16 protein-coding genes are annotated in these 19397 nt (G+C 71.2%); 7 read left to right on the plus strand and 9 right to left on the minus strand.

What is annotated here, in order from left to right; translation table 11 throughout:
- Window positions 1–109: 109 nt before the first annotated feature.
- Genes AB0E02_RS38405 through AB0E02_RS38420 form a run of 4 tightly spaced genes read right to left on the minus strand, consistent with a single transcriptional unit; the run spans window position 110 to window position 5959 of the window.
- Window positions 110–1294: an acyl-CoA dehydrogenase family protein gene (locus AB0E02_RS38405; RefSeq protein ID WP_362149180.1), complete on the minus strand. Its 1185-nt coding sequence runs from the start codon at window positions 1292–1294 to the stop codon at window positions 110–112.
- A gap of 8 nt (window positions 1295–1302) precedes the next feature.
- The gene (locus AB0E02_RS38410) at window positions 1303–2244 is read right to left on the minus strand and encodes a hydroxymethylglutaryl-CoA lyase (protein WP_362149139.1); all 942 of its coding nucleotides are present in this window, start codon (window positions 2242–2244) and stop codon (window positions 1303–1305) included.
- On the minus strand, window positions 2241–4298 hold the full coding sequence (locus AB0E02_RS38415; RefSeq protein WP_362149142.1) for a biotin carboxylase N-terminal domain-containing protein: 2058 nt from the start codon (window positions 4296–4298) through the stop codon (window positions 2241–2243). The genes AB0E02_RS38410 and AB0E02_RS38415 overlap by 4 nt, the downstream gene beginning before the upstream one ends.
- Window positions 4299–4315: 17 nt before the next feature.
- Complete coding sequence (locus tag AB0E02_RS38420; RefSeq protein WP_362149145.1) at window positions 4316–5959, minus strand: carboxyl transferase domain-containing protein; 1644 nt, start codon at window positions 5957–5959, stop codon at window positions 4316–4318.
- Between the two features lie 133 nt (window positions 5960–6092).
- Here AB0E02_RS38420 and AB0E02_RS38425 point away from each other — a divergent pair, with 133 nt between their 5' ends.
- From AB0E02_RS38425 to AB0E02_RS38435, 3 genes are all read left to right on the plus strand, one after another.
- Complete coding sequence (locus tag AB0E02_RS38425) at window positions 6093–6740, plus strand: TetR/AcrR family transcriptional regulator (RefSeq protein ID WP_362149148.1); 648 nt, start codon at window positions 6093–6095, stop codon at window positions 6738–6740.
- A gap of 132 nt (window positions 6741–6872) precedes the next feature.
- The gene (locus tag AB0E02_RS38430) at window positions 6873–8030 is read left to right on the plus strand and encodes an acyl-CoA dehydrogenase family protein (protein ID WP_362149151.1); all 1158 of its coding nucleotides are present in this window, start codon (window positions 6873–6875) and stop codon (window positions 8028–8030) included.
- A gap of 20 nt (window positions 8031–8050) precedes the next feature.
- Window positions 8051–8914 (plus strand): acyl-CoA thioesterase II, encoded by an 864-nt coding sequence (locus tag AB0E02_RS38435; protein ID WP_362149154.1) that lies wholly within the window; start codon window positions 8051–8053, stop codon window positions 8912–8914.
- A gap of 81 nt (window positions 8915–8995) precedes the next feature.
- Here AB0E02_RS38435 and AB0E02_RS38440 read toward each other — a convergent pair whose 3' ends face one another.
- A complete protein-coding gene (locus AB0E02_RS38440) occupies window positions 8996–9481 on the minus strand; it encodes a hypothetical protein (protein WP_362149156.1) in 486 nt (161 codons plus the stop codon).
- Between the two features lie 139 nt (window positions 9482–9620).
- Here AB0E02_RS38440 and AB0E02_RS38445 point away from each other — a divergent pair, with 139 nt between their 5' ends.
- On the plus strand, window positions 9621–9854 hold the full coding sequence (locus tag AB0E02_RS38445) for a hypothetical protein (RefSeq protein ID WP_362149159.1): 234 nt from the start codon (window positions 9621–9623) through the stop codon (window positions 9852–9854).
- A 38-nt stretch (window positions 9855–9892) separates the two neighbouring features.
- Here the strand turns inward: AB0E02_RS38445 and AB0E02_RS38450 are convergent, their stop codons facing one another.
- Complete coding sequence (locus AB0E02_RS38450; protein WP_362149162.1) at window positions 9893–11233, minus strand: tetratricopeptide repeat protein; 1341 nt, start codon at window positions 11231–11233, stop codon at window positions 9893–9895.
- 856 nt (window positions 11234–12089) lie between these two features.
- Between AB0E02_RS38450 and AB0E02_RS38455 the strand changes: the two genes are divergently transcribed.
- Together AB0E02_RS38455 and AB0E02_RS38460 are read left to right on the plus strand one after the other, a co-directional pair.
- Complete coding sequence (locus AB0E02_RS38455) at window positions 12090–12554, plus strand: MerR family transcriptional regulator (protein WP_362149165.1); 465 nt, start codon at window positions 12090–12092, stop codon at window positions 12552–12554.
- An 8-nt stretch (window positions 12555–12562) separates the two neighbouring features.
- A complete protein-coding gene (locus AB0E02_RS38460; RefSeq protein WP_362149168.1) occupies window positions 12563–13618 on the plus strand; it encodes an aldo/keto reductase in 1056 nt (351 codons plus the stop codon).
- A 19-nt stretch (window positions 13619–13637) separates the two neighbouring features.
- Here the strand turns inward: AB0E02_RS38460 and AB0E02_RS38465 are convergent, their stop codons facing one another.
- The gene (locus tag AB0E02_RS38465; protein WP_362149171.1) at window positions 13638–14435 is read right to left on the minus strand and encodes a phosphatase; all 798 of its coding nucleotides are present in this window, start codon (window positions 14433–14435) and stop codon (window positions 13638–13640) included.
- Between the two features lie 164 nt (window positions 14436–14599).
- On the opposite strand from AB0E02_RS38465, the gene speB reads away from it, so the two are divergent.
- Window positions 14600–15583 carry an agmatinase gene (gene speB, locus AB0E02_RS38470; RefSeq protein ID WP_265362660.1) on the plus strand — a complete coding sequence of 328 codons (984 nt, stop codon included), beginning with the start codon at window positions 14600–14602 and terminating at the stop codon, window positions 15581–15583.
- A 128-nt stretch (window positions 15584–15711) separates the two neighbouring features.
- Here the strand turns inward: speB and AB0E02_RS38475 are convergent, their stop codons facing one another.
- Window positions 15712–17964 carry an SUKH-4 family immunity protein gene (locus AB0E02_RS38475; RefSeq protein ID WP_362149175.1) on the minus strand — a complete coding sequence of 751 codons (2253 nt, stop codon included), beginning with the start codon at window positions 17962–17964 and terminating at the stop codon, window positions 15712–15714.
- 95 nt (window positions 17965–18059) lie between these two features.
- A partial coding sequence (locus AB0E02_RS38480; RefSeq protein WP_362149178.1) for a nucleic acid/nucleotide deaminase domain-containing protein occupies window positions 18060–19397 on the minus strand: 1338 nt, incomplete at its 5' end.

Below are 19397 nucleotides of genomic sequence, written 5' to 3' on the forward strand. Positions count from 1 at the left end.
GGCGAGCACTCACACGACATGCAACGACCACCCTCACCAGCAGTCACAAGAACATCCCAAAACACCAACTACCGAGATCAGATGCCCTCTAAGGGACCCAGAACGGGAGCTAGAAGCCCAGCTCCCGCGCGATCAGCATCCGCTGCACCTCGCTGGTGCCCTCGCCGATCTCCAGGATCTTGGCGTCCCGCCACATGCGGGCCACCGGGTACTCGTTCATGAAGCCGTAGCCGCCGTGGATCTGGGTGGCCTCGCGGGCGTTGTCCACCGCGATCTCGGAGGAGTACAGCTTCGCGAGCGCCGCCTCCTTCTTGAACGGCTCGCCGTGCACCAGCCGGGAGGCGGCGTCCCGCCACGCCAGCCGGGCGGTGTGCGCCCGCATCTCCATGTCGGCGAGCTTGAACTGGATCGCCTGGTTGGCGCCGATCGGCTTCCCGAAGGCGTGACGTTCCTTCGCGTACTTCACCGACTCGTCCACACAGCCCTGCGCCAGGCCGGTGGCCAGCGCCGCGATGGCGATCCGGCCCTCATCGAGGATCCGCAGGAACTGGGCGTAGCCGCGGCCCTCCTCGCCCAGCAGGTTGCCGGCCGGCACCCGGACGTCCGAGAAGGACAGCTCCCGGGTGTCCGAGGCGTTCCAGCCCACCTTGGAGTAGGGGGCGGCGACCGTGAAGCCGGGGGTGCCGGACGGCACGATGATCGAGGAGATCTCCGGGGAGCCGTCGGCCTTGCGGCCGGTGACCGCGGTGACCGTCACCAGGCCGGTGATGTCCGTACCGGAGTTGGTGATGAAGCACTTGCTGCCGTTGATCACCCATTCTCCCCCACTCTCGGCTCCGCTCGAGCGGGAGGTGCCCCCATCGTCCCGCACCGCGGTCGTGCGGGTCGCGCCGGCGTCCGAGCCGCCGTCCGGCTCGGTCAGGCCGAACGCGCCGAGCATCTCCCCGCTGCACAGCTTGGGCAGCCACTCGCGCTTCTGCTCCTCCGTGCCGAAGCGGTAGAGGGGCATGGCGCCCAGCGAGACGCCCGCCTCCAGGGTGATCGCCACCGAGGAGTCGACCCGGGCCAGCTCCTCCAGGGCGATGCCGAGGGCGAGGTAGTCGCCGCCCATCCCGCCGTACTCCTCGGGGAACGGCAGGCCGAACAGGCCCATCCGCCCCATCTCCTGCACGATCTCGTACGGGAACGCATGCTGCTCGTAGTACTCGCCGATCTTCGGGGCGACGACGTCATGCGCGAACGCCTCGACCGTACGCCGGAGTTCTTCCAGCTCTTCGGGCAGACGGTGGTCCAGTGACATGGTCACTCCTTGTGGGAGAGGGCACGCAGGGTGCGCGAGGGGCTCGGGCGGCCCAGGACACCGGCCATCCACACGCTCGTGGCGGTGAGCCGGTCGAGATCGACGCCGGTGTCGATACCGAGGCCGTGCAGCATCCACACGAGGTCCTCGGTGGCGAGGTTGCCGGTGGCGCTCTTGGCGTACGGGCAGCCGCCGAGGCCGCCCGCCGACGCGTCGACGGTGGTGACGCCGTGCTGCAGCGCGGCGAGGGTGTTGGCGAGCGCCTGCCCGTAGGTGTCGTGGAAGTGCACGCCCAGCTTCGGGGTGGGGACGCCCGCCTCGTTCAGGGCGGCGAGCAGGTGCTGGACGTGGCCGGGGGTGGCCACGCCGATGGTGTCGCCCAGGCTCAGCTCGTCGCAGCCCATGTCGAGCAGCGCCCGGCACACCCGCACCGTCTGCGCGACCGGCACCGGGCCCTCCCAGGGGTCGCCGAAGCACATCGACAGATAGCCGCGGACGTGCACCCCGGCCTCCTTGGCGCGGGCGACGACCGGGGCGAACATCGCCAGTGACTCGTCGACCGTGCGGTTGAGGTTGGCCTTGGCGAACGACTCGGTGGCGCTGCCGATCACCGCGATCCGGCGCGCGCCCAGCGCCAGCGCCCGGTCCAGGCCGCGGTCGTTGGGCACCAGGACGGGCAGCCGGTGCGGGTCGAGGTCGCCCAGCAGCGGGAACAGCTGCTCAGCGTCGGCGAGTTGGGGCACCCACTTGGGGTGCACGAAGCTGGTCGCCTCCACCACCGGCAGTCCCGCGTCGACGAGCCGGTGGACGAACTCGGCCTTGATCTCCGTGGGCACGACGGTCTGCTCGTTCTGCAGGCCGTCGCGCGCGCCGACCTCATGGATGCGCACGCGGGCGGGCAGGCCCTCCGCGGCGACCTCCATCGGCAGTCCGGTGACGGTCATGACGCCACCTCCCCGTCCGTGCCGTCCGAGCCGTCGGTGCCGTCCGTGTCGCCGGCGCCGTCGCTGCTGTCCAGGGGTGCGATCACGGCCAGCACCTGGTCCATGGCGACGGTCGTGCCGACCGTCACGTCCAGCTCGGTCACCGTCCCGGCGTGCGGGGCGGAGATCATGTGTTCCATCTTCATCGCCTCCACCACCAGCAGGCCCTGGCCCGCGGTGACCTCGTCGCCGACCGCGACCTTGACGACCGTGACGGTGCCCGGCATCGGGGCGGCCAGGGTGTCCGCGCCGTGCGCCCCGGCGGCGCCGCGCAGTGCGGCCGCCACCGGGTCGTGGTCGGCCACCTGCCAGGCGTCGCCGTCCCTGCCGAGCCAGTCGCCGCTGCGGTGGAAGGTGTGCACCAGCCCGTCGAGGGTGATCCGGACGTGGTCCGGCGTGACCTCGGCGGTGTCCTCCGGGCCGCCGGGCAGGACCTCGCGGGCCACCGGATCGTGGCCCGGCACCCGCAGCCAGTGGCGCACCGGGGCGAGCCGGCCGCCGAGCCGGAAGCCGCTCGGCGCGCCGAACGGGTCGCGCCAGCCGGCCGCGTCCACCGCCGGCGCGAGGGCGGCCTGCCGCACCGCCGCGGCCGCCGCGTACACCTCGTCCGGGACGCCCGCCTCGACCAGACCGGCCGCCTCCCGCTCCACCAGACCGGTGTCCAGCTCGCCGGAGACCACGTCGGGGTGGGCCAGCAGCCGGCGCAGGAACCCGGCGTTGGTCGTCACGCCGAGGGTGACGGTGTCGGCCAGCGCGGCCCGCAGCCGGCGCAGTGCGCTCGCCCGGTCCGGGCCGTACGCGATGACCTTGGCGAGCATCGGGTCGTACCGGCTGCCGACCTCGCCGCCCTCGGTGAGGCCGGAGTCGGTGCGCACTCCCCCAAGCTTTCGGCTTCGTTCAAGCAGGGGGGACCCCCACTCCCCGTCGACCTCGTGGAGCGAGTGGACCGTGCCGCCGGTCGGCAGGAAGTCGCGGGACGGGTCCTCGGCGCAGAGCCGGGCCTCGACCGCGTGCCCGGTGAGGGTGATGTCGTCCTGGGCGTGGGGGAGGTGCTCGCCGGCGGCGATCCGCAGCTGCCACTCCACCAGGTCCAGGCCGGTGACGAGCTCGGTGACCGGGTGCTCCACCTGGAGGCGGGTGTTCATCTCCATGAAGTAGTACGCCGAGGGGTCCTTGCCCGGGACGATGAACTCGACGGTGCCGGCACCGCGGTAGCCGCAGGAGCGGGCCGCCTGCACGGCCGCCTCGCCCATCGCGGCCCGGGTCGCCTCGTCCAGCAGGACCGACGGGGCCTCCTCGATGATCTTCTGGTGGCGCCGCTGGAGGGAGCACTCGCGCTCGCCGAGGTGGAGGACCGTGCCGTGGCCGTCCGCCAGGACCTGGATCTCGATGTGCCGGGGCCGGTCGATCCAGCGCTCGACGAGGAGGGTGTCGTCGCCGAAGGAGGAGCGGGCCTCCCGGCGGGCGGCGGCGATCTCCTCGGCGAGCAGCGCCTCCTCGCGGACCAGCCGCATGCCCTTGCCGCCGCCGCCCGCGGACGGCTTGAGCAGGACGGGCATGCCGATCTCCCGTGCCGCGGCGGCCAGTCGGGCGTTGTCCAGGCCGCTGCCGGAGGAGCCGGGGACGACCGGGACGCCGGCCGTGCGGACCGTCTCCTTGGCGCGGATCTTGTCGCCCATCAGCTCGATGGCGTCGGCCGGCGGGCCGATGAAGACAAGGCCCGCCTCGGCGCAGGCCCGGGCGAAGGCGGCGTTCTCGGCGAGGAAGCCGTAGCCGGGGTGGACCGCCTGGGCGCCGGTGCGGGCGGCCGCGTCCAGCAGCCGCTCCACGGACAGATAGCTCTCGGCGGCCGGGGCCGGGCCGATCCGTACGGCCGTGTCGGCCTCGCGGACGTGCCGGGCCCCGGCGTCCGCGTCGCTGAAGACGGCGATGGAGCGGATGCCGAGCGTACGGAGCGTGCGGATGACGCGGACCGCGATCTCGCCGCGGTTGGCGATCAGGACGCTGTCGAACATGGTCGTGGGCATTCCTCTCACATCCGGAAGACGCCGAACTGCGGCTCGCCCAGGGGGGCGTTGGCACAGGCGGTCAGGGCGAGGCCGAGGACCTGGCGGGTTTCGAGCGGGTCGATGACGCCGTCGTCCCAGAGCCGGGCGGTGGCGTAGTAGGCGTTGCCCTGCGACTCGTACTGGGCGCGGACGGGGGCCTTGAAGGCGTCCTCCTCCTCGGCGCTCCACTCCTCGCCGCGGGCCTCCATCTGGTCGCGCTTGACGGTGGCGAGGACCGAGGCGGCCTGCTCGCCGCCCATCACGGAGATCTTGGCGTTGGGCCACATCCACAGGAAGCGGGGGGAGTAGGCCCGGCCGCACATGGAGTAGTTGCCGGCGCCGTACGAGCCGCCGATGACGACCGTGAGCTTGGGGACCCGGGTGCAGGCCACGGCCGTGACCATCTTCGCGCCGTGCTTGGCGATGCCGCCCGCCTCGTAGTCCCGGCCGACCATGAAGCCGGAGATGTTCTGGAGGAACACCAGGGGGATGCCGCGCTGGTCGCACAGCTCGATGAAGTGGGCGCCCTTCTGGGCGGATTCGGAGAACAGGATGCCGTTGTTGGCGACGATGCCGACCGGGTGGCCGTGCAGGTGCGCGAAGCCGGTGACCAGCGTCGTGCCGTACTCGGCCTTGAACTCGGCGAACCGCGAGCCGTCCACGATCCGCGCGATCACCTCCCGCACGTCGTAGGGCGTCCGGGAGTCCACCGGCACCGCGCCGTACAGCCCGGCCGGGTCGACCGCGGGCTCCTCGACGGGCCGCACCGTCCAGGGCAGCGCGGGCCGCTCGCCGAGTGTGGAGACGATGGTGCGGACGATGCGCAGGGCGTGGGCGTCGTCCTCGGCGAGGTGGTCGGTGACGCCGGAGGTGCGGGAGTGCACCTCGCCGCCGCCCAGTTCCTCGGCGGTGACGACCTCGCCGGTGGCGGCCTTCACCAGGGGCGGCCCGCCCAGGAAGATCGTGCCCTGGTTGCGGACGATCACGGCCTCGTCGCTCATGGCGGGGACGTACGCGCCGCCGGCCGTGCACGACCCGAGGACGGCCGCGATCTGCGGGATGCCGGCGCCGGACATCCGCGCCTGGTTGTAGAAGATCCGCCCGAAGTGCTCGCGGTCGGGGAACACCTCGTCCTGCATCGGCAGGAAGGCGCCACCGGAGTCCACGAGGTAGACGCACGGCAGGTGGTTGTCGAGGGCCACCTCCTGGGCGCGCAGGTGCTTCTTGACCGTCATCGGGTAGTACGTGCCGCCCTTGACCGTGGCGTCGTTGGCGACGATCACCACCTCGCGGCCGGAGACCCGCCCGATGCCGGCGATCACCCCGGCGGCCGGCGCGGCCCCGTCGTACATGCCCTCCGCGGCGAGCGGTGCCAGCTCCAGGAACGGAGAGCCGGGGTCCAGCAGGGCGTCGACCCGGTCGCGGGGCAGCAGCTTGCCGCGGGCGGTGTGCCGCGCCCGGGCCTTCTCGCCGCCGCCGAGCCGGGCCGCCGCGAGCCGTTCGCGGAGTTCGGCGGCGAGCTCGCGGTGTGCGGCCTCGTTGGCCCGCCAGGAGTCGGAGGCCGGATCGTCCCTCGGACTCCGGCCGAGGGACGCCCCGTCGCCTCCCAGCACCGGTGCCTGCTCCATCACTACGAGCCCCCTTGCTCGGTCGTCCGCCCGGCCGCCGCGGTGCGCGGCCGCCGGGCATCCGGGTTAATGGGCGTTAACGTCGTTTCCTTCAGGTTAACGACCACTAACCCGGCTGTCTACAATCGACGGCATGAGTAATGCGCAGGCCCCCGCCCCGACCAGCCGCCGCGAGCAGATCCTGAAAGAGGCCGCCCGGCTCTTCGCCGAGCGCGGGTTCCACGGCGTCGGCGTGGACGAGATAGGGGCGGCCGTGGGCATCTCCGGCCCCGGGCTCTACCGCCACTTCGCCGGTAAGGACGCGATGCTCGCCGAGCTGCTGGTGGGGATCAGTGAACGGCTCCTCGCGGGCGGCCGGATGCGGGTCGCGGAGGGCGGCGAGGACCCCGAGGCGGTGCTGCACGCGCTGATCGACGGCCATATCGACTTCGCGCTGGACGACCGCCCGCTGATCACCGTGCACGACCGCGAGCTGGACCGGCTGCGCGAGGCCGACCGCAAGCGGGTGCGCCAGCTCCAGCGGCAGTACGTCGAGCTGTGGGTGGAGGTCGTCCGTCGGGTCCACCCGGGCCCCTCGGAGTCCCAGGCCCGGGCCGCCGTGCACGCCGTCTTCGGTCTGCTGAACTCCACCCCCCACCTGGGCCGCCCCGGCGCCCTGCCGGGCCGCACGGAGATGGCGGAGCTGCTGCACCGGCTGGCGCTGGGGGCCTTCGGGGCGGTGGCCGGGGCGCCGGCGGCGGGTGGACCGGTGGCCGGGGGGCCGGTGGCCGCGGGCGCGTAGTGCGCTGCCGCACACCTTGTCGTCGAGGTCTGGACAGTCCAGGTGACCGGCCGGTAGCTTTCGCCTGAGCAAGCGCTTAGACAGTGCTTGGTCTGGCATTTGGGCCGGTGACCTGGAGGAGGCGACGTAACCATGCGCCGTACGGTGTTCAACGAGGACCACGAGGCGTTCCGCGAGACCATACGAGCCTTCATCGAGGCCGAGGTCGTACCGGTCCACGACGAGTGGTTCGCGGCCGGCCAGGTCCCGCGCGAGTTCTACTACAAGCTCGCCGAGCTGGGCGTCTTCGGCATCCGCGTGCCCGAGGAGTACGGCGGCGCCGGCATCGACTCGCACAAGTTCGAGGCCGTGATGTACGAGGAGACCGCCCGCGCCGGCGTCACCTTCGGCGGCTCCGGCGTGCACGTCCTCCTCGGCCTGCCGTACATCGAGATGCTCGCCACCGACGAGCAGAAGAAGCGCTACCTGCCGAAGTTCGTCTCCGGCGAGGAGATGTGGGCGCTGGCGATGACCGAGCCGGGCACCGGCTCCGACCTCGCCGGCATGAAGACCACCGCCAAGCTGAGCGAGGACGGCACGCACTACGTCCTCAACGGCTCCAAGACCTTCATCACCGGCGGCGTGCACGCCGACCGCGTCATCGTCTGCGCCCGCACCGCCGCGCCCACCGCCGAGGACCGCCGCCACGGCATCTCCCTCTTCGCCGTGGACACCACGTCCGAGGGCTACTCCATCGGCCGCAAGCTCGACAAGCTCGGCCTGCGCACCTCCGACACCGCCGAGCTGGCCTTCGTCGACGTCAAGGTCCCCGTCGAGGACCTGCTCGGCGAGGAGAACAAGGGCTTCTACTACCTCGGCCAGAACCTCCCCTCCGAGCGCTGGGGCATCGCCTTCGGCGCGTACGCGCAGGCCAAGGCCGCCGTCCGGTTCGCGCAGCAGTACGTCCAGGACCGCACCGTCTTCGGCAAGACCGTCGCGTCCTTCCAGAACACCAAGTTCGAACTGGCCGCCTGCCAGGCGGAGGTGGACGCCGCCGAGGCCGTCGCCGACCGCGCCCTGGAGGCGCTGGACGCCGGCGAGCTGACCGCGGCCGAGGCCGCCTCCGCCAAGCTCTTCTGCACCGAGGTCGCCCACCGCGTCATCGACCGCTGCCTCCAGCTGCACGGCGGCTACGGCTTCATGAACGAGTACCCGATCGCCCGCCTGTACGCCGACAACCGCGTCAACCGCATCTACGGCGGCACCAGCGAGGTCATGAAGTCCATCATCGCCAAGTCCATGGGCCTGTAAGGCCGTTGGGGCCCAGGCACGTGAACGACGCACTCCGGTCCCTGCTCGATCTGCTCGACCTGGAGCGGATCGAGCAGGACATCTTCCGCGGCCAGAGCCGGGCGGCGCTGGTGCCCCGGGTCTTCGGCGGCCAGGTCGCCGCCCAGGCACTGGTCGCCGCCGGCCGCACGGTCCCCGCCGACCGGCCGCCGCACTCCCTGCACGCGTACTTCCTGCGCCCCGGCGACCCCGGCGCGCCCATCGTCTACACCGTCGACCGGATCCGCGACGGGCGGTCCTTCACCACCCGCCGGGTCGTCGCCGTCCAGCACGGCCAGCCGATCTTCCACCTCTCCGCCTCCTTCCAGGAGTACGAGGAGGGGCTGGACCACCAGACGGACATGCCGGCCGCGCCCGACCCGGAATCCCTGCCGACGGCCGCCGAGATGCTGCCCCGGCACCTCCCGGCGGACATCGCCGAACGGCTGGTCGAGGCCCGTGCCGCGGTCGACCTGCGGTACGCGGACACGCCGCCCTGGGGCACCGTCGGGCAGCCGCGCGCCCCGCGCTCCCAGGTCTGGTTCAAGGCGGGCGGCAAGGTCGCCGACGAACCCCTGCTGCACGTCTGCCTGGCCACCTACGTCTCCGACATGACGCTGCTGGACTCCGTCCTGCTCGCCCACGGCCGCGGCGGCTGGGCCGTCGGCGACGTCGTCGGCGCCTCACTGGACCACGCCATGTGGTTCCACCGGCCCTTCCGCGCCGACGAGTGGCTCCTCTACGACCAGGAATCCCCCTCCGCCTCGGGCGGCCGCGGCCTGGGCCAGGCCCGCATCTGGACCCAACACGGCCAACTCGCGGTCTCGGTCATCCAGGAGGGTGTCGTGCGGGTGCCGCGGGGGTAGGGGGGCGGGGCAGCACGGCCGGGCGGGGGCGGGCGTGGCCGGGCAGTGGCCGCGGTCGCGTCTTGTTGAGGTTGTACGGCCTCAGGTGCCGGCCGCTTGGTCATCCGCGGGCCGGATCGCGGGTGTGTGGTCCACGGTGGTGCCGTCCGGCTTCCGGCCGAAGGCGGCCGCGAGGACCGCTGGGAGGTCGGCCTCGGGGACTGCGGCGCTCACTTCCGCCAGCACCTGAGGAAAGTCGTCATCGCCGATGGCACCCAGATGCTCCTGGCGCAATTGGTGGATGACCTCGACGAGTTCGGGTCGCAGCCGCATCCAGGCGCGGGAGTTGCGGATCTCCTCCTCGACCTGGTCCATGAACCAGCGCATGACCTCGTACGGGACGTCCAGGTGTTCCCCACGGGGGTTGAAACACACCGTCGGTTCCCGCGCAGGGTCCTCGTCGGGCACGATCGCCGTCACAAGGTTGCGTTGCTTGGCGACGAGGTCCAGTTCCAAGTACCAGGCGTCGTCGGGCACGGAGTACATCGTGGTGATCGCGTACTCGCCATTGGGGTGCGGGACAGGCATGACCGCATGCTGTCATGCCCGTCCGGCGACACATCCGCCCCTGCGGCGAAGCCCCTTACCGCGGCGATCGCAGCGAGCTCTACGGTAGGGCCACGCCGCGGCGAGGTCCTTCGTCGACGGCGGCAACGGAGGTGACGCGGTGGCCGCACTGGTCTTTTTCAGGAAGATCGCCGAGGAGGCCGACACCGTTGTCTATGCGTTCGGTGAAGATTCCTCTGAGATGACGCGGCAGCTGATCATGGATAAGGGCAATCGCCGGTCGCGGTCAGGCGATGGGTACGTTGACCATTCCTTCCTCAAGGCGTCGCGAAAGATCAATTCGATGTACGACCGGGCAAGTGAATGGCCTGAACGTGGGATGAGTGCCAGCTGATATTTCCTTTCCCGCCCGCCGGAGCGGTGACCTTCGCGCTAGGTCAGGAGCGAGGCCGGAGCCACGAGGCGGGCGCGTTCGTAGAGTTGGCGCGCGGCGTGGTTTTTCAGGTGGGGACGGATGAGCCTGAACATGGTCTTCATGCGTTGATCGGCCCGACCCGACTGAACCATTGGGTAGTCGTCCAGGGCGAGATTCCAGGTCGCGCAAGCCGCTTCCAGATGACCGATTTCGAGTTGGCGCTCGGCCAGCGTGGCGCGGTGCCGCACGCGAGCGCGACGGTAGACGCTGTAGCGCACCTTGTCCGATTCCTGCATGGCTTTGATGGAGCCGGCGACATCACCGAGTTCGTACCGGACCTGACTGATGTGGTAGTTCAGGGCGGCCGGATCATACGAGCCGAATGCCTTCCCTCGGCATTCGGCCTTGTCCATGGCCACCTCGGCCTCTCGCAGGTACGTCAAGGCGTCACCGTGTTCGCCGATTTGAGCGGAAGCGTGCGCCTGCTGGCCGGCGAGGAATGCCCGCATGCGAGGGCCGGCTTGGGGAGACGCGGCAGCGGCGGCGTCGGCGAGCCGCTTTGCTTGTCGGCCGTGCCTCAGGTCAACGGCCTGAACGCTCATCCCTCGCAGCGTGGTGCAGTACGTCAGGTGGTCCTCCGCCGCTCCGGCGAGTTCCAGCGCCTTGAGGTAATACCGTTGGGCAAGTCCGTGAATTCCTTCGTCCACTGCCATGTACCCGGTGAGGTAACACAGATCAGCGGCGGCCGACATCATTTCCTTGCGTACGGATTCCGAGGCCTCCGCCCGCAGATAAGGGGCCACTGTGTTCACCAGGAAGGCCGCGGCCATCGGGCGGGCATGGCGCCCTCCGAACTGGTCGTCGAGCTCTGACACCCGTTCGGTCATGGCAACGACCATATTGACCTCGGGCATGCCGATGCGCCGGGCCTGGCCGGTTTGAATTGTGTCCATTCGACCCACCACATCGGGCCAATTGGGTACGGTCAGCGCGACGGAGAAGAGGCTTATTCCGAGAACGCTGCGACGTGAGGGGTCCATGTCTTCCCGCCCGAGATCGAGCAGCCCGTCAACCGTACGCGGAGCGGCGCCCGGGTTACCGGCGGGGGCTGGGAATCCCGCCTCGGCATGAGTGACCGGGCGCCCCAGCTTCCGGGCCAGGGCCTCCAGGATCAGCGGCCTGACCTCCTCCTTCGGCATGTGCCCTCGACGCCACTGATGGGCCGATGGCTCGCGATACTTGAGCGGAGTTCCGCGCTCGGTGCCGATTCGGTTCACCGCTTGGGCGAACTGCCGCAGCGTCCAGCCGGTCTGCCGGTAAAGCCGTTCAAGATGCCGGTTCGGCTCCCGCGTGCCCACTAGCCATCAACTCCCCGGTGTGTACGAGCACTTAAAGCTCTTAAACGCCGCTGGCAGATCAACGGTACCGCTTGCCGTAGTGACGGAGTTGCCTAGAGCGAGGAGAGGCCCCCCTCCCCTGACGACGAAGGACCCCCGCGACGCGGTGCATGCGTCCGGGGGCGTGGCCATCAGCTACAAGGGAGTTGACAGCATGACCAACGCTACCGCGCGCTGCTTAATCCGGCTGCTGCGGTGGGTGTTTCCCGCCCGCGGCTGCCACCGGTCGGCTGCTGCACTGCCCACCCCGAGGTGCGGCGGCGCACCCCGCTGCGAGCGCGGCGATGACGCGGGGCTCACACTTCCCCGAGTGCCCGTGCGGCATTCGGGGCTCTTGCGTGGGGAGGACTCGGCCCTGGTCCGCCCGTATGTCCTTGCCGCCGAGGGCCCTCGAACTCCCTGCTTCGTTCGAGCAGGGACGCCCGCGGCGGAGGTGGTGGGCTGATGCCCCGCACGTGCCGACCTGTTCACCTGTCGGAACCGCCGTCGGGACCGTCGTCGGATCCGGTGCCGGTTGCCGGGTGCGATGTGTGTGGTGCCCTGGCTGTCCAGCGTGCGGGAGCTTACGCCGTAGGGGACAGGTCGAAGGTGTCCGACTGCAACGTCGAGATCCGCCGTCATCCGCACACCAAAGCGGCGCGCTGACGCGACTGCGTACGCGAGGCCACTCGCCCAGCCGCACGCCCAGGGATCACCGGCCCCCGTCACCACCGTTCGGCGACGGGGGTGTCTCCTTCGGTCCGGCGGAGGTGGCAGGTCCAGGGGGCGCCGCAGCGTGCTTGCTTCAAGTGCACTTGAAGGTCCTAACGTTGCCGGCATGACGGTGATCGACAGCACGTCCGTGACCTCCCCGCCCGTGGACGTTTGTGTGGCCGCGGGGACGGAGCATCCGCGGCCCGACGGCCAGGACCGTTACACGATCAGTGAGGTGGCGGCGTACACCGGGCTCAGTGCGCCCACGCTGCGGTGGTACGAGGAGATCGGGCTGCTGCCGGACGTGGAGCGGTCGCACAACGGGCAGCGGCGCTTCGGCAACCGGGATCTGGACTGGCTGGCCTTCGTGCGCAGGCTGCGGATGACCGGGATGCCGGTCGCGGACATGGTGCACTTCGCGGAGCTGGTGCAGCGGGGTGAGGACACCTTTGACGAGCGGCGGGAAATTCTGGAGCGGACCCGGCGCGAGGTCGTGGTGCGGATGGCCGAGTTGCAGGACACCCTCGTCGTACTCGACGCCAAGATCGACTTTTATGCGGGCGCCCCCCGGGCGTCGGAAAGGGCCTGAGTGCCATCATGAGCAATGCCATCGCGAACAACGCCATAACGAGCAACCGCATCGAGCAGATCCGGGAGGTCGAGCTGGGCGCCGGCGGACCCCTTGTCGGGGTCCAGGGCTTCGGGGCCATGGGCATCAGTGCCGCCTACGGGCAGACGGACGACGCGGCGGCCCGCGAGACCCTGGAGGCGACCGTCGAGGCGGGCGTCACGCTCATCGACACCGCCGACATGTACGGCATCGGGGCGAACGAGGAGTTCCTCGCGCCGTTCGTCGCCGCGCACCGCGACGAGATCACCCTGGCGACCAAGTTCGGCATCGAGTACCGGGCGGACGACCCGGACTACCGGGCCATCCGCAACGATCCCGGCTACGTCAGGAAGGCCGTTGAGGGCAGTCTGCGCCGCTTGGGCATCGAGGTCATCGACCTTTACTACATGCACCGGCGCGATCCTGCCGTTCCGCTGGCCGAGTCCGTCGGTGCCATGGGCGAACTGGTGCGGGAGGGGAAGGTCAAGTACCTGGGGCTGAGTGAGGTCACCGGTGCCGAGCTGCGCGAGGCGCACGCCGTGCATCCGATCACCGCCCTGCAGACGGAGTGGTCGGTCTTCAGCCGGGACGTCGAGCGCAGCGCGGTGGGCGCCGCCGCCGAGCTCGGGGTCGCCTTCGTGCCGTACTCGCCGCTCGGCCGGGGATTTCTGACCGGGGCCTTCACCGACGCGGGCAAGGAGCTCTCCGGCAGCGACTTCCGGCAGTTGCTGCCGCGCTACACCGGCGACAACGCCAGGGCGAACGCCGCTCTGCTGGAGCCCCTGCACAAGATCGCGGCCGAACACGGCGCCACCACCGCGCAGATCGCGCTGGCCTGGGTGCAGCACCGGGCCGAGGTGCATGGCCTGACCGTGGTGCCGATCCCCGGGACCCGTAAGCGCAGCCGCCTGCTGGAGAACGCCGCGGCCACCCGGATTACCCTGACCGCCGAGCAGTTGGCCCTCCTGGAGCCGATCGCCGGGCAGGTGGCGGGCGAGCGCTACGCGGACATGTCCCTCACCTCCGCGGCGCGGGAAGCCTAGGCCCGTACGGCCGGACCGTTCAGGACAGCCCGGCCGCGTCCAGCAGGTACGCCGTCAGCGGGTCGTAGTAGCGGGGGCTGCGGACGTGGTCGTCGAGGGGGACGGTGACCTGGAGGGTGCCCTCGGCCTCGGCGAGGAAGAGGGCCGGGTCGTTGGAGTCGGCGAAGCCGATCGCGTCCAGGCCGCGCTGGGCCGCGCAGCCCGCCCAGCCGTGGTCGGCCACCACCAGGTCCGGCAGCGGGCGGCCGGCCCGCTCCAGCCCGTCGAGGATCGCGGCCATCGGCTCGGGGGAGTGGGTGTGCCACAGCGTCGCCCCGCGCTCCAGCATCGCCACGTCGGCGAACTGGAAGACCATGCCCTCGTCCGCCTGCAGCCCGTCCGGGATGACGACGATCTCGCAGCCGGCGGCGCGGAGTGCGGAGGCGGTCGCGCGGTGCACGTCGAGCAGGCCGCCCGGGTGGCCGGTCGCGAACAGCACCCGCTGTTCACCGGCCGCCGCCTTGCGCAGCAGCGCCGCCGCCCGCTCCAACGCGTCCACCGTCAGCTCGGGGTCGATGGTGTCCTGGCCCTGCCGGTGGTGCGGGTCGTCGCTCACCCCGCAGCGCTCCGCCATCACGGCCAGGACGTCCTGCTCGTCGGCCCACCGGTCGCCGAATTCCAGGCCGAACCAGAAGTAGCGGTCACCGTTGGCGAGCTTGCGGTAGTGGGAGAGGTTGTTCTCCCGGGGGGTGGCGACCTCCCCGGCGATCCGGGTGCGGACGAGATGGTCGACGAGTTCGGCGCGCGACGGAACGGCGGCTGCGGAGGCTATCGGCATAGCGCCATTGTGCCCGGACGTATGTTCCGGGGCGGGGGAGTTCCGTACCCCGGACAGACGGGAGCACGGACACCGGTCGCGGTGGACGAAATGTCGAAGCGACATCGTGTTCCATGGTGGAAATGTCCATGGGCGGGAGGCCTCGGCGTCCCTACCCTCGCCTCATGACCACCGCAGCCAGCGCTTCCCACGAGCCCGTCGGCCCCGTCGACTCCTCCCGCATCCCCCGCTACGCCGGGCCGGCCACCTATGCCCGCCTGCCCCGCCTGGACGAGGTCGGCGGCCGGGCCGACGTGGCCGTCGTCGGCGTGCCCTTCGACACCGGCGTCTCCTACCGCCCCGGTGCCCGCTTCGGCGGCAACGCGATCCGTGAGGCGTCGCGGCTGCTGCGCCCGTACAACCCGGCGCAGGACGCGTCGCCGTTCGCGCTGGCGCAGGTCGCGGACGCCGGTGACATCGCGGCGAACCCGTTCAACATCAACGAGGCCGTCGAGACCATCGAGGCGGCCGCCGACGACCTTCTCGGGACCGGCGCGCGCATGATGACGCTCGGCGGTGACCACACCATCGCGCTGCCCCTGCTGCGGTCCGTCGCCAAGAAGCACGGGCCGGTCGCGCTGCTGCACTTCGACGCGCACCTCGACACCTGGGACACGTACTTCGGCGCCGAGTACACCCACGGCACGCCGTTCCGCCGCGCCGTGGAGGAGGGCATCCTCGACACCTCGGCGCTCTCCCACGTGGGCACGCGCGGGCCGCTGTACGGCAAGAAGGACCTCACCGACGACGAGAAGATGGGCTTCGGCATCGTCACGTCCTCGGACATCTACCGGCGCGGCGCCGACGAGGTCGCCGACCAACTGCGGCAGCGCATCGGTGACCGGCCGCTGTACATCTCGATCGACATCGACTGCCTGGACCCGGCGCACGCCCCCGGCACCGGCACCCCCGAGGCCGGCGGCATGACCTCGCGCGAGCTGCTGGAGATCCTGCGCGGGCTCTCCTCCTGCAACCTGGTCTCCGCCGACGTCGTCGAGGTCGCGCCGGCCTACGACCACGCCGAGATCACGGCCGTGGCCGCCTCGCACACCGCGTACGAGCTGACCACGATCATGTCCCGGCAGATCGCCGCCGCACGGCAGGGCTGAGCATTCGGCAGTGCGAAGGACGGCCGGTCACATGGTGGCCGGCCGTCCTTCGTGGGCGTCACCCCGCCTCGGGGGGCCCAGGAGCGGGTGGGCGCAGGAGAGCGGGGTGCAGCAGGGCGCGGGCGCGGTCAGTCGGTCTCGTCGTCGAGGGTGTCCGTCCAGGCCGGGGACTCCGCCCCCTCCTCGTCGATCGACTCCAGGTCGGTCTCGATGAGGTACCGGATGCGTTCGCGTTCGGCGCGGCCGGCGGCCATGGGGAGGAGACACCGCCCCAGGACGTACCCCTGGAGCATCGCCACGAAGGTGGGCAGGCTGCTTGCGACGAGGGGCTGCTCGTACCCGTAGCCCTCCTCGGCGGGGACCGCGTAGACGCCGCCGCCCTCGCCGTCGACGACGAGCGGGAAGCCGCCCCAGACGCCGAGCCGGTAGTACGCGCCCCGGCCGGCCGACTCGGGCACGTCCTCGTCCTCCGTGAACTCCCAGACCTCCTCCGCCGACAGCTCGACGAGCGGCTCCTCGGCGAGCGCGGTCAGTCGCATCTCCGCGCCGCGGAACGCCGGTAGCCCGGTCTCCGTCAGCAGCCGGCGGGCCGTCTCGTCCCGCAACCCGTCCGGCAGCGCGTCGGCCGGGGCCCGCTGCACGGTGCCTGGTCCGAACAGCTCCTCCAGGACGGCGGGATCGGGCGCGGGCCAGTCCGTGCCGCCGTCGACCCGGCCGAACGGTGCGAAGAACGGCTCGCCGTGGATGTCGCCCAGGACGTCCAGGCCCGCCGGGCTTCCCGCATCCGCCGCATCCGCCGCATCCTCCGAGTGGTCCGGATCCGGATGCGGGTGCGCGGGCTCCACGGCGAAAATACCGCCCAGGCCGGCGACCACCAGCAGCGCGTGGGGACCGTCCGGGCCGTCCGGGGCGTCCACCCGCACGGCGTCGGTCAGCAGCTCGGGCTCGATGCCGTAGCTCGTCAACTGTACCCAGGAAGGGGTGAGTCGGGGGTCGCGGTCGCGGGGCCAGAGCGGCTCGGACTGCGCCGGTTGCGGGACGCCGTCGGGCCACGGGCCGCCGAGCTGCTCTCCGGTCGCGGCGTTCCAGATCCGCACCCGGCGGTCCCAGGCACCCAGACCGGCCACCACGTGCCGGCCGTCGGCGGCCGGCATCTCGGCGGTGACGTCGGTGAGCGACTGCAGCGGGCCCGGTTGCAGGTGTGCGAGGTCCCAGCCGCCCGGTGGACGCCAGTGTGCCCAGCGGACCTTCCAGGGGAGGGGGACGCCCGAGCGCTCGATACCGGCCGCGACCTCGGTGTCGCCCCGTACGGTGCTCATCAGGTGCAGCCAGGACGCCCAGGTGCCGGGAGGGAGTGAATCGACACCGCTCAGCCACAGGTTGGCGGCGTCGCCGGCGGGTGAGTTCCGGTCGAGGGCGCGCGGCGACCGGTAGTTCGCGGCGTCCAGCAGCGCCACCTGGTCCAGCTGCGCCAGGACCTCGCCGGTGCGCTGCACGTCGTCGAACCGGCCCGCCCGTACGGCGTGCATAGGAAGGGCGTGCGCGGCGTACTCCCCGACCGGGCCGGTGAGGTGCCCCGGCGCCGTCAGCCGGTCCGTCAGCCGGTCCACCAGTCGGGCGCCGGCAGCGCGGAACCGCTCCTCGTCGAGGCCCCGGCGGATCCGGCGGGCGATCCGCTCGTCCAGGAAGGAGACCTGGGCGCCCTCGACGGTGAGCAGGTCGGGGAATTCTCCGGCGAATTCCGCCAACGAGTCGTCCTCGCCGGGGAGTTGGACGCCGAAGACGTCGGCCAGCTCGCGCCATACGGCCAACGGGGTCCGCGGAAGTTCGGCCAGTGCCAGGGCCTGTACGGCGGGCGGCACGGAGGAAGGTGGAGCTTCGGCCGGTGTCCCCGGTTGCAGGTGCAGCGCCAACAGGCCCCGGATCCTGGGTGTCCGGGCCGGTGGATCGGCCTCCACCACGACCTTGGTGCGGGCCGTGAGCGCCAGGTCGCGTGCCAGGATGCGGGCCACGCGGTCGGGCTGGGCGGAGCTCCGGGTGCGGCCCGCCCGGTGCGTGTTGGCCAGGAACACCGGGCGCTCGCCGAGGTCCGACGTGCGCAGTTCCCCGCGCCACCCCGCGCGGCGGTGCGGCGGGGACTCCACTCCCGCAGCGGACAGCACCTGCTGCAGCACCTCCTCGGCGGTGAGGCCGGTGGCGTCCACCCACACCGCGGCCGGCAGGGCGTCATGGACCCGTCGCAGTACCCGCGTCCGGCCGGATTCCGGCGCCCCTACCAGTTCGGCGACCGGCTCCCGCTCCCCGTCGCGCCACCATTGGAGGATCCGCTCGACGGCGTCATCGGCGCGGACGTCCGCATAGGCATTCCCGGGGCTCGACATCATGTCCCTTCACAAGCTGACGACTTGCTGACGTTCGCCACTGGCCGACGACCTGCGACGGCCCGGCGCCGCCGCGCTCCCTCGGGTGGCCGAGCCTATACCTGGGTGGCAATAACGCTCCACAGGTTCCGCATGCGGTCGATCCGCTCCTCGAACTGGCGGTCCTGTTCCACCATCGCCGGTGAATCCGGAACACGGGCGCGTACCTCGTCGTCGATTTCCCGAAGCCTTTCCTTGGGGAGTTTCCGTACGCCCAGTTCCTCGCGGGCCGCCTTCATTTCCTCCTGGCGGATCCGGTTCCGCTCCTGTACGACGTCTGCGTCCGTGCGGTAGACCGTGCTGTAGTAGACGGGGACCTGCTGGCCCCCGCCCTGCTCCTTGGCCAGTTTGATCAAGTAGTCGGAGCAGTTGTGCTTGCCGAGTGCGCCCTTCTTGTCGCCGCACGGCTCGCGTTCCGTATACAGGCCGGCCAGGGTGTACTTGTTCCCGGAGAGTCGGTTCGCTTCCTTCAGCCAGGTGCCGAGGTTCTTCTCGGAGTGTTTCCCCGGTTCGTCCCCGTGCTTCGGGTGCGAGGAATCCACGACGTATTCAACGCCATTGGGGCCGTGGACCTCGATGACCGCGTAATTCCGGCCGGTCGGGTCCGGACCGTGTTTGCCGATATTGTCACTCGGGTTCTCGACGTTGCGCAGCAGCGCGTTCATCCTGTTGGCGGCGGCCCGCTCGTGCAGTTCGGCACCGGCCGAGCTCTTCCCGTCGTTCACCGGGTTCGAGTGGACGCCGTATTCCTGGTGAAAACTGTGGCTGAGCCGGCCGAGGGTGGCGACCACGGCCATCCGCTCACCGCGGTTCAGGTTGTTGAACCCGTCCAGGTGGTGGGCCAGTTGGTCGGCATTGAGCCGCACCGGGCCGTCCGTGCCGGGCCGGTCCCCGGCCGCGGCCTGCAGGACGCGGGCGAGGCTCCCGTCGTTGGCCCAGTCCCGCATCTGGCGGTCCAGGACGTCGTGCTGGATCTGGTGGACGGGAGTGTTCTCGTTCGCCCGGAGCCGGTCCTGGGCGTCGTCCGGCGGCAGGCCGTCCTGGTGGGTGCCGGGCCGCTCGCCGTGCACCGGATGCCGCTGGTCGTCGCGCTCGATGTCGGACGCTTCGCCGGGGTGTTTGCGCTTTTCGCCGGCGCCGGCGGGCTCGGCGGCCGGCCGGCGGTCATGGTCGGTGGGGCGGTCGTGGCCTCCGGGGTGGTGCTCGGGCGGTGTGGGGGCGGTGGGGCGGCGGTTGGCGTCGAGGGGGATGGCGTGGACGCCGTTGCTGCCGTCGTGGAGGGGCTTGTCGCTGGTCCTGCCGGTTTGGGCGTCGACGTAGGTGATTTTGCCGTTGTGGTTGACGACGTTCCAGGCGTGGGCGCGGCCGTTGTTGTCCTGGGTGACGATGACGGC

Source organism: Streptomyces sp. NPDC048196 (assembly GCF_040652715.1).
In the GTDB taxonomy this organism is placed as follows: domain Bacteria; phylum Actinomycetota; class Actinomycetes; order Streptomycetales; family Streptomycetaceae; genus Streptomyces; species Streptomyces siderophoricus.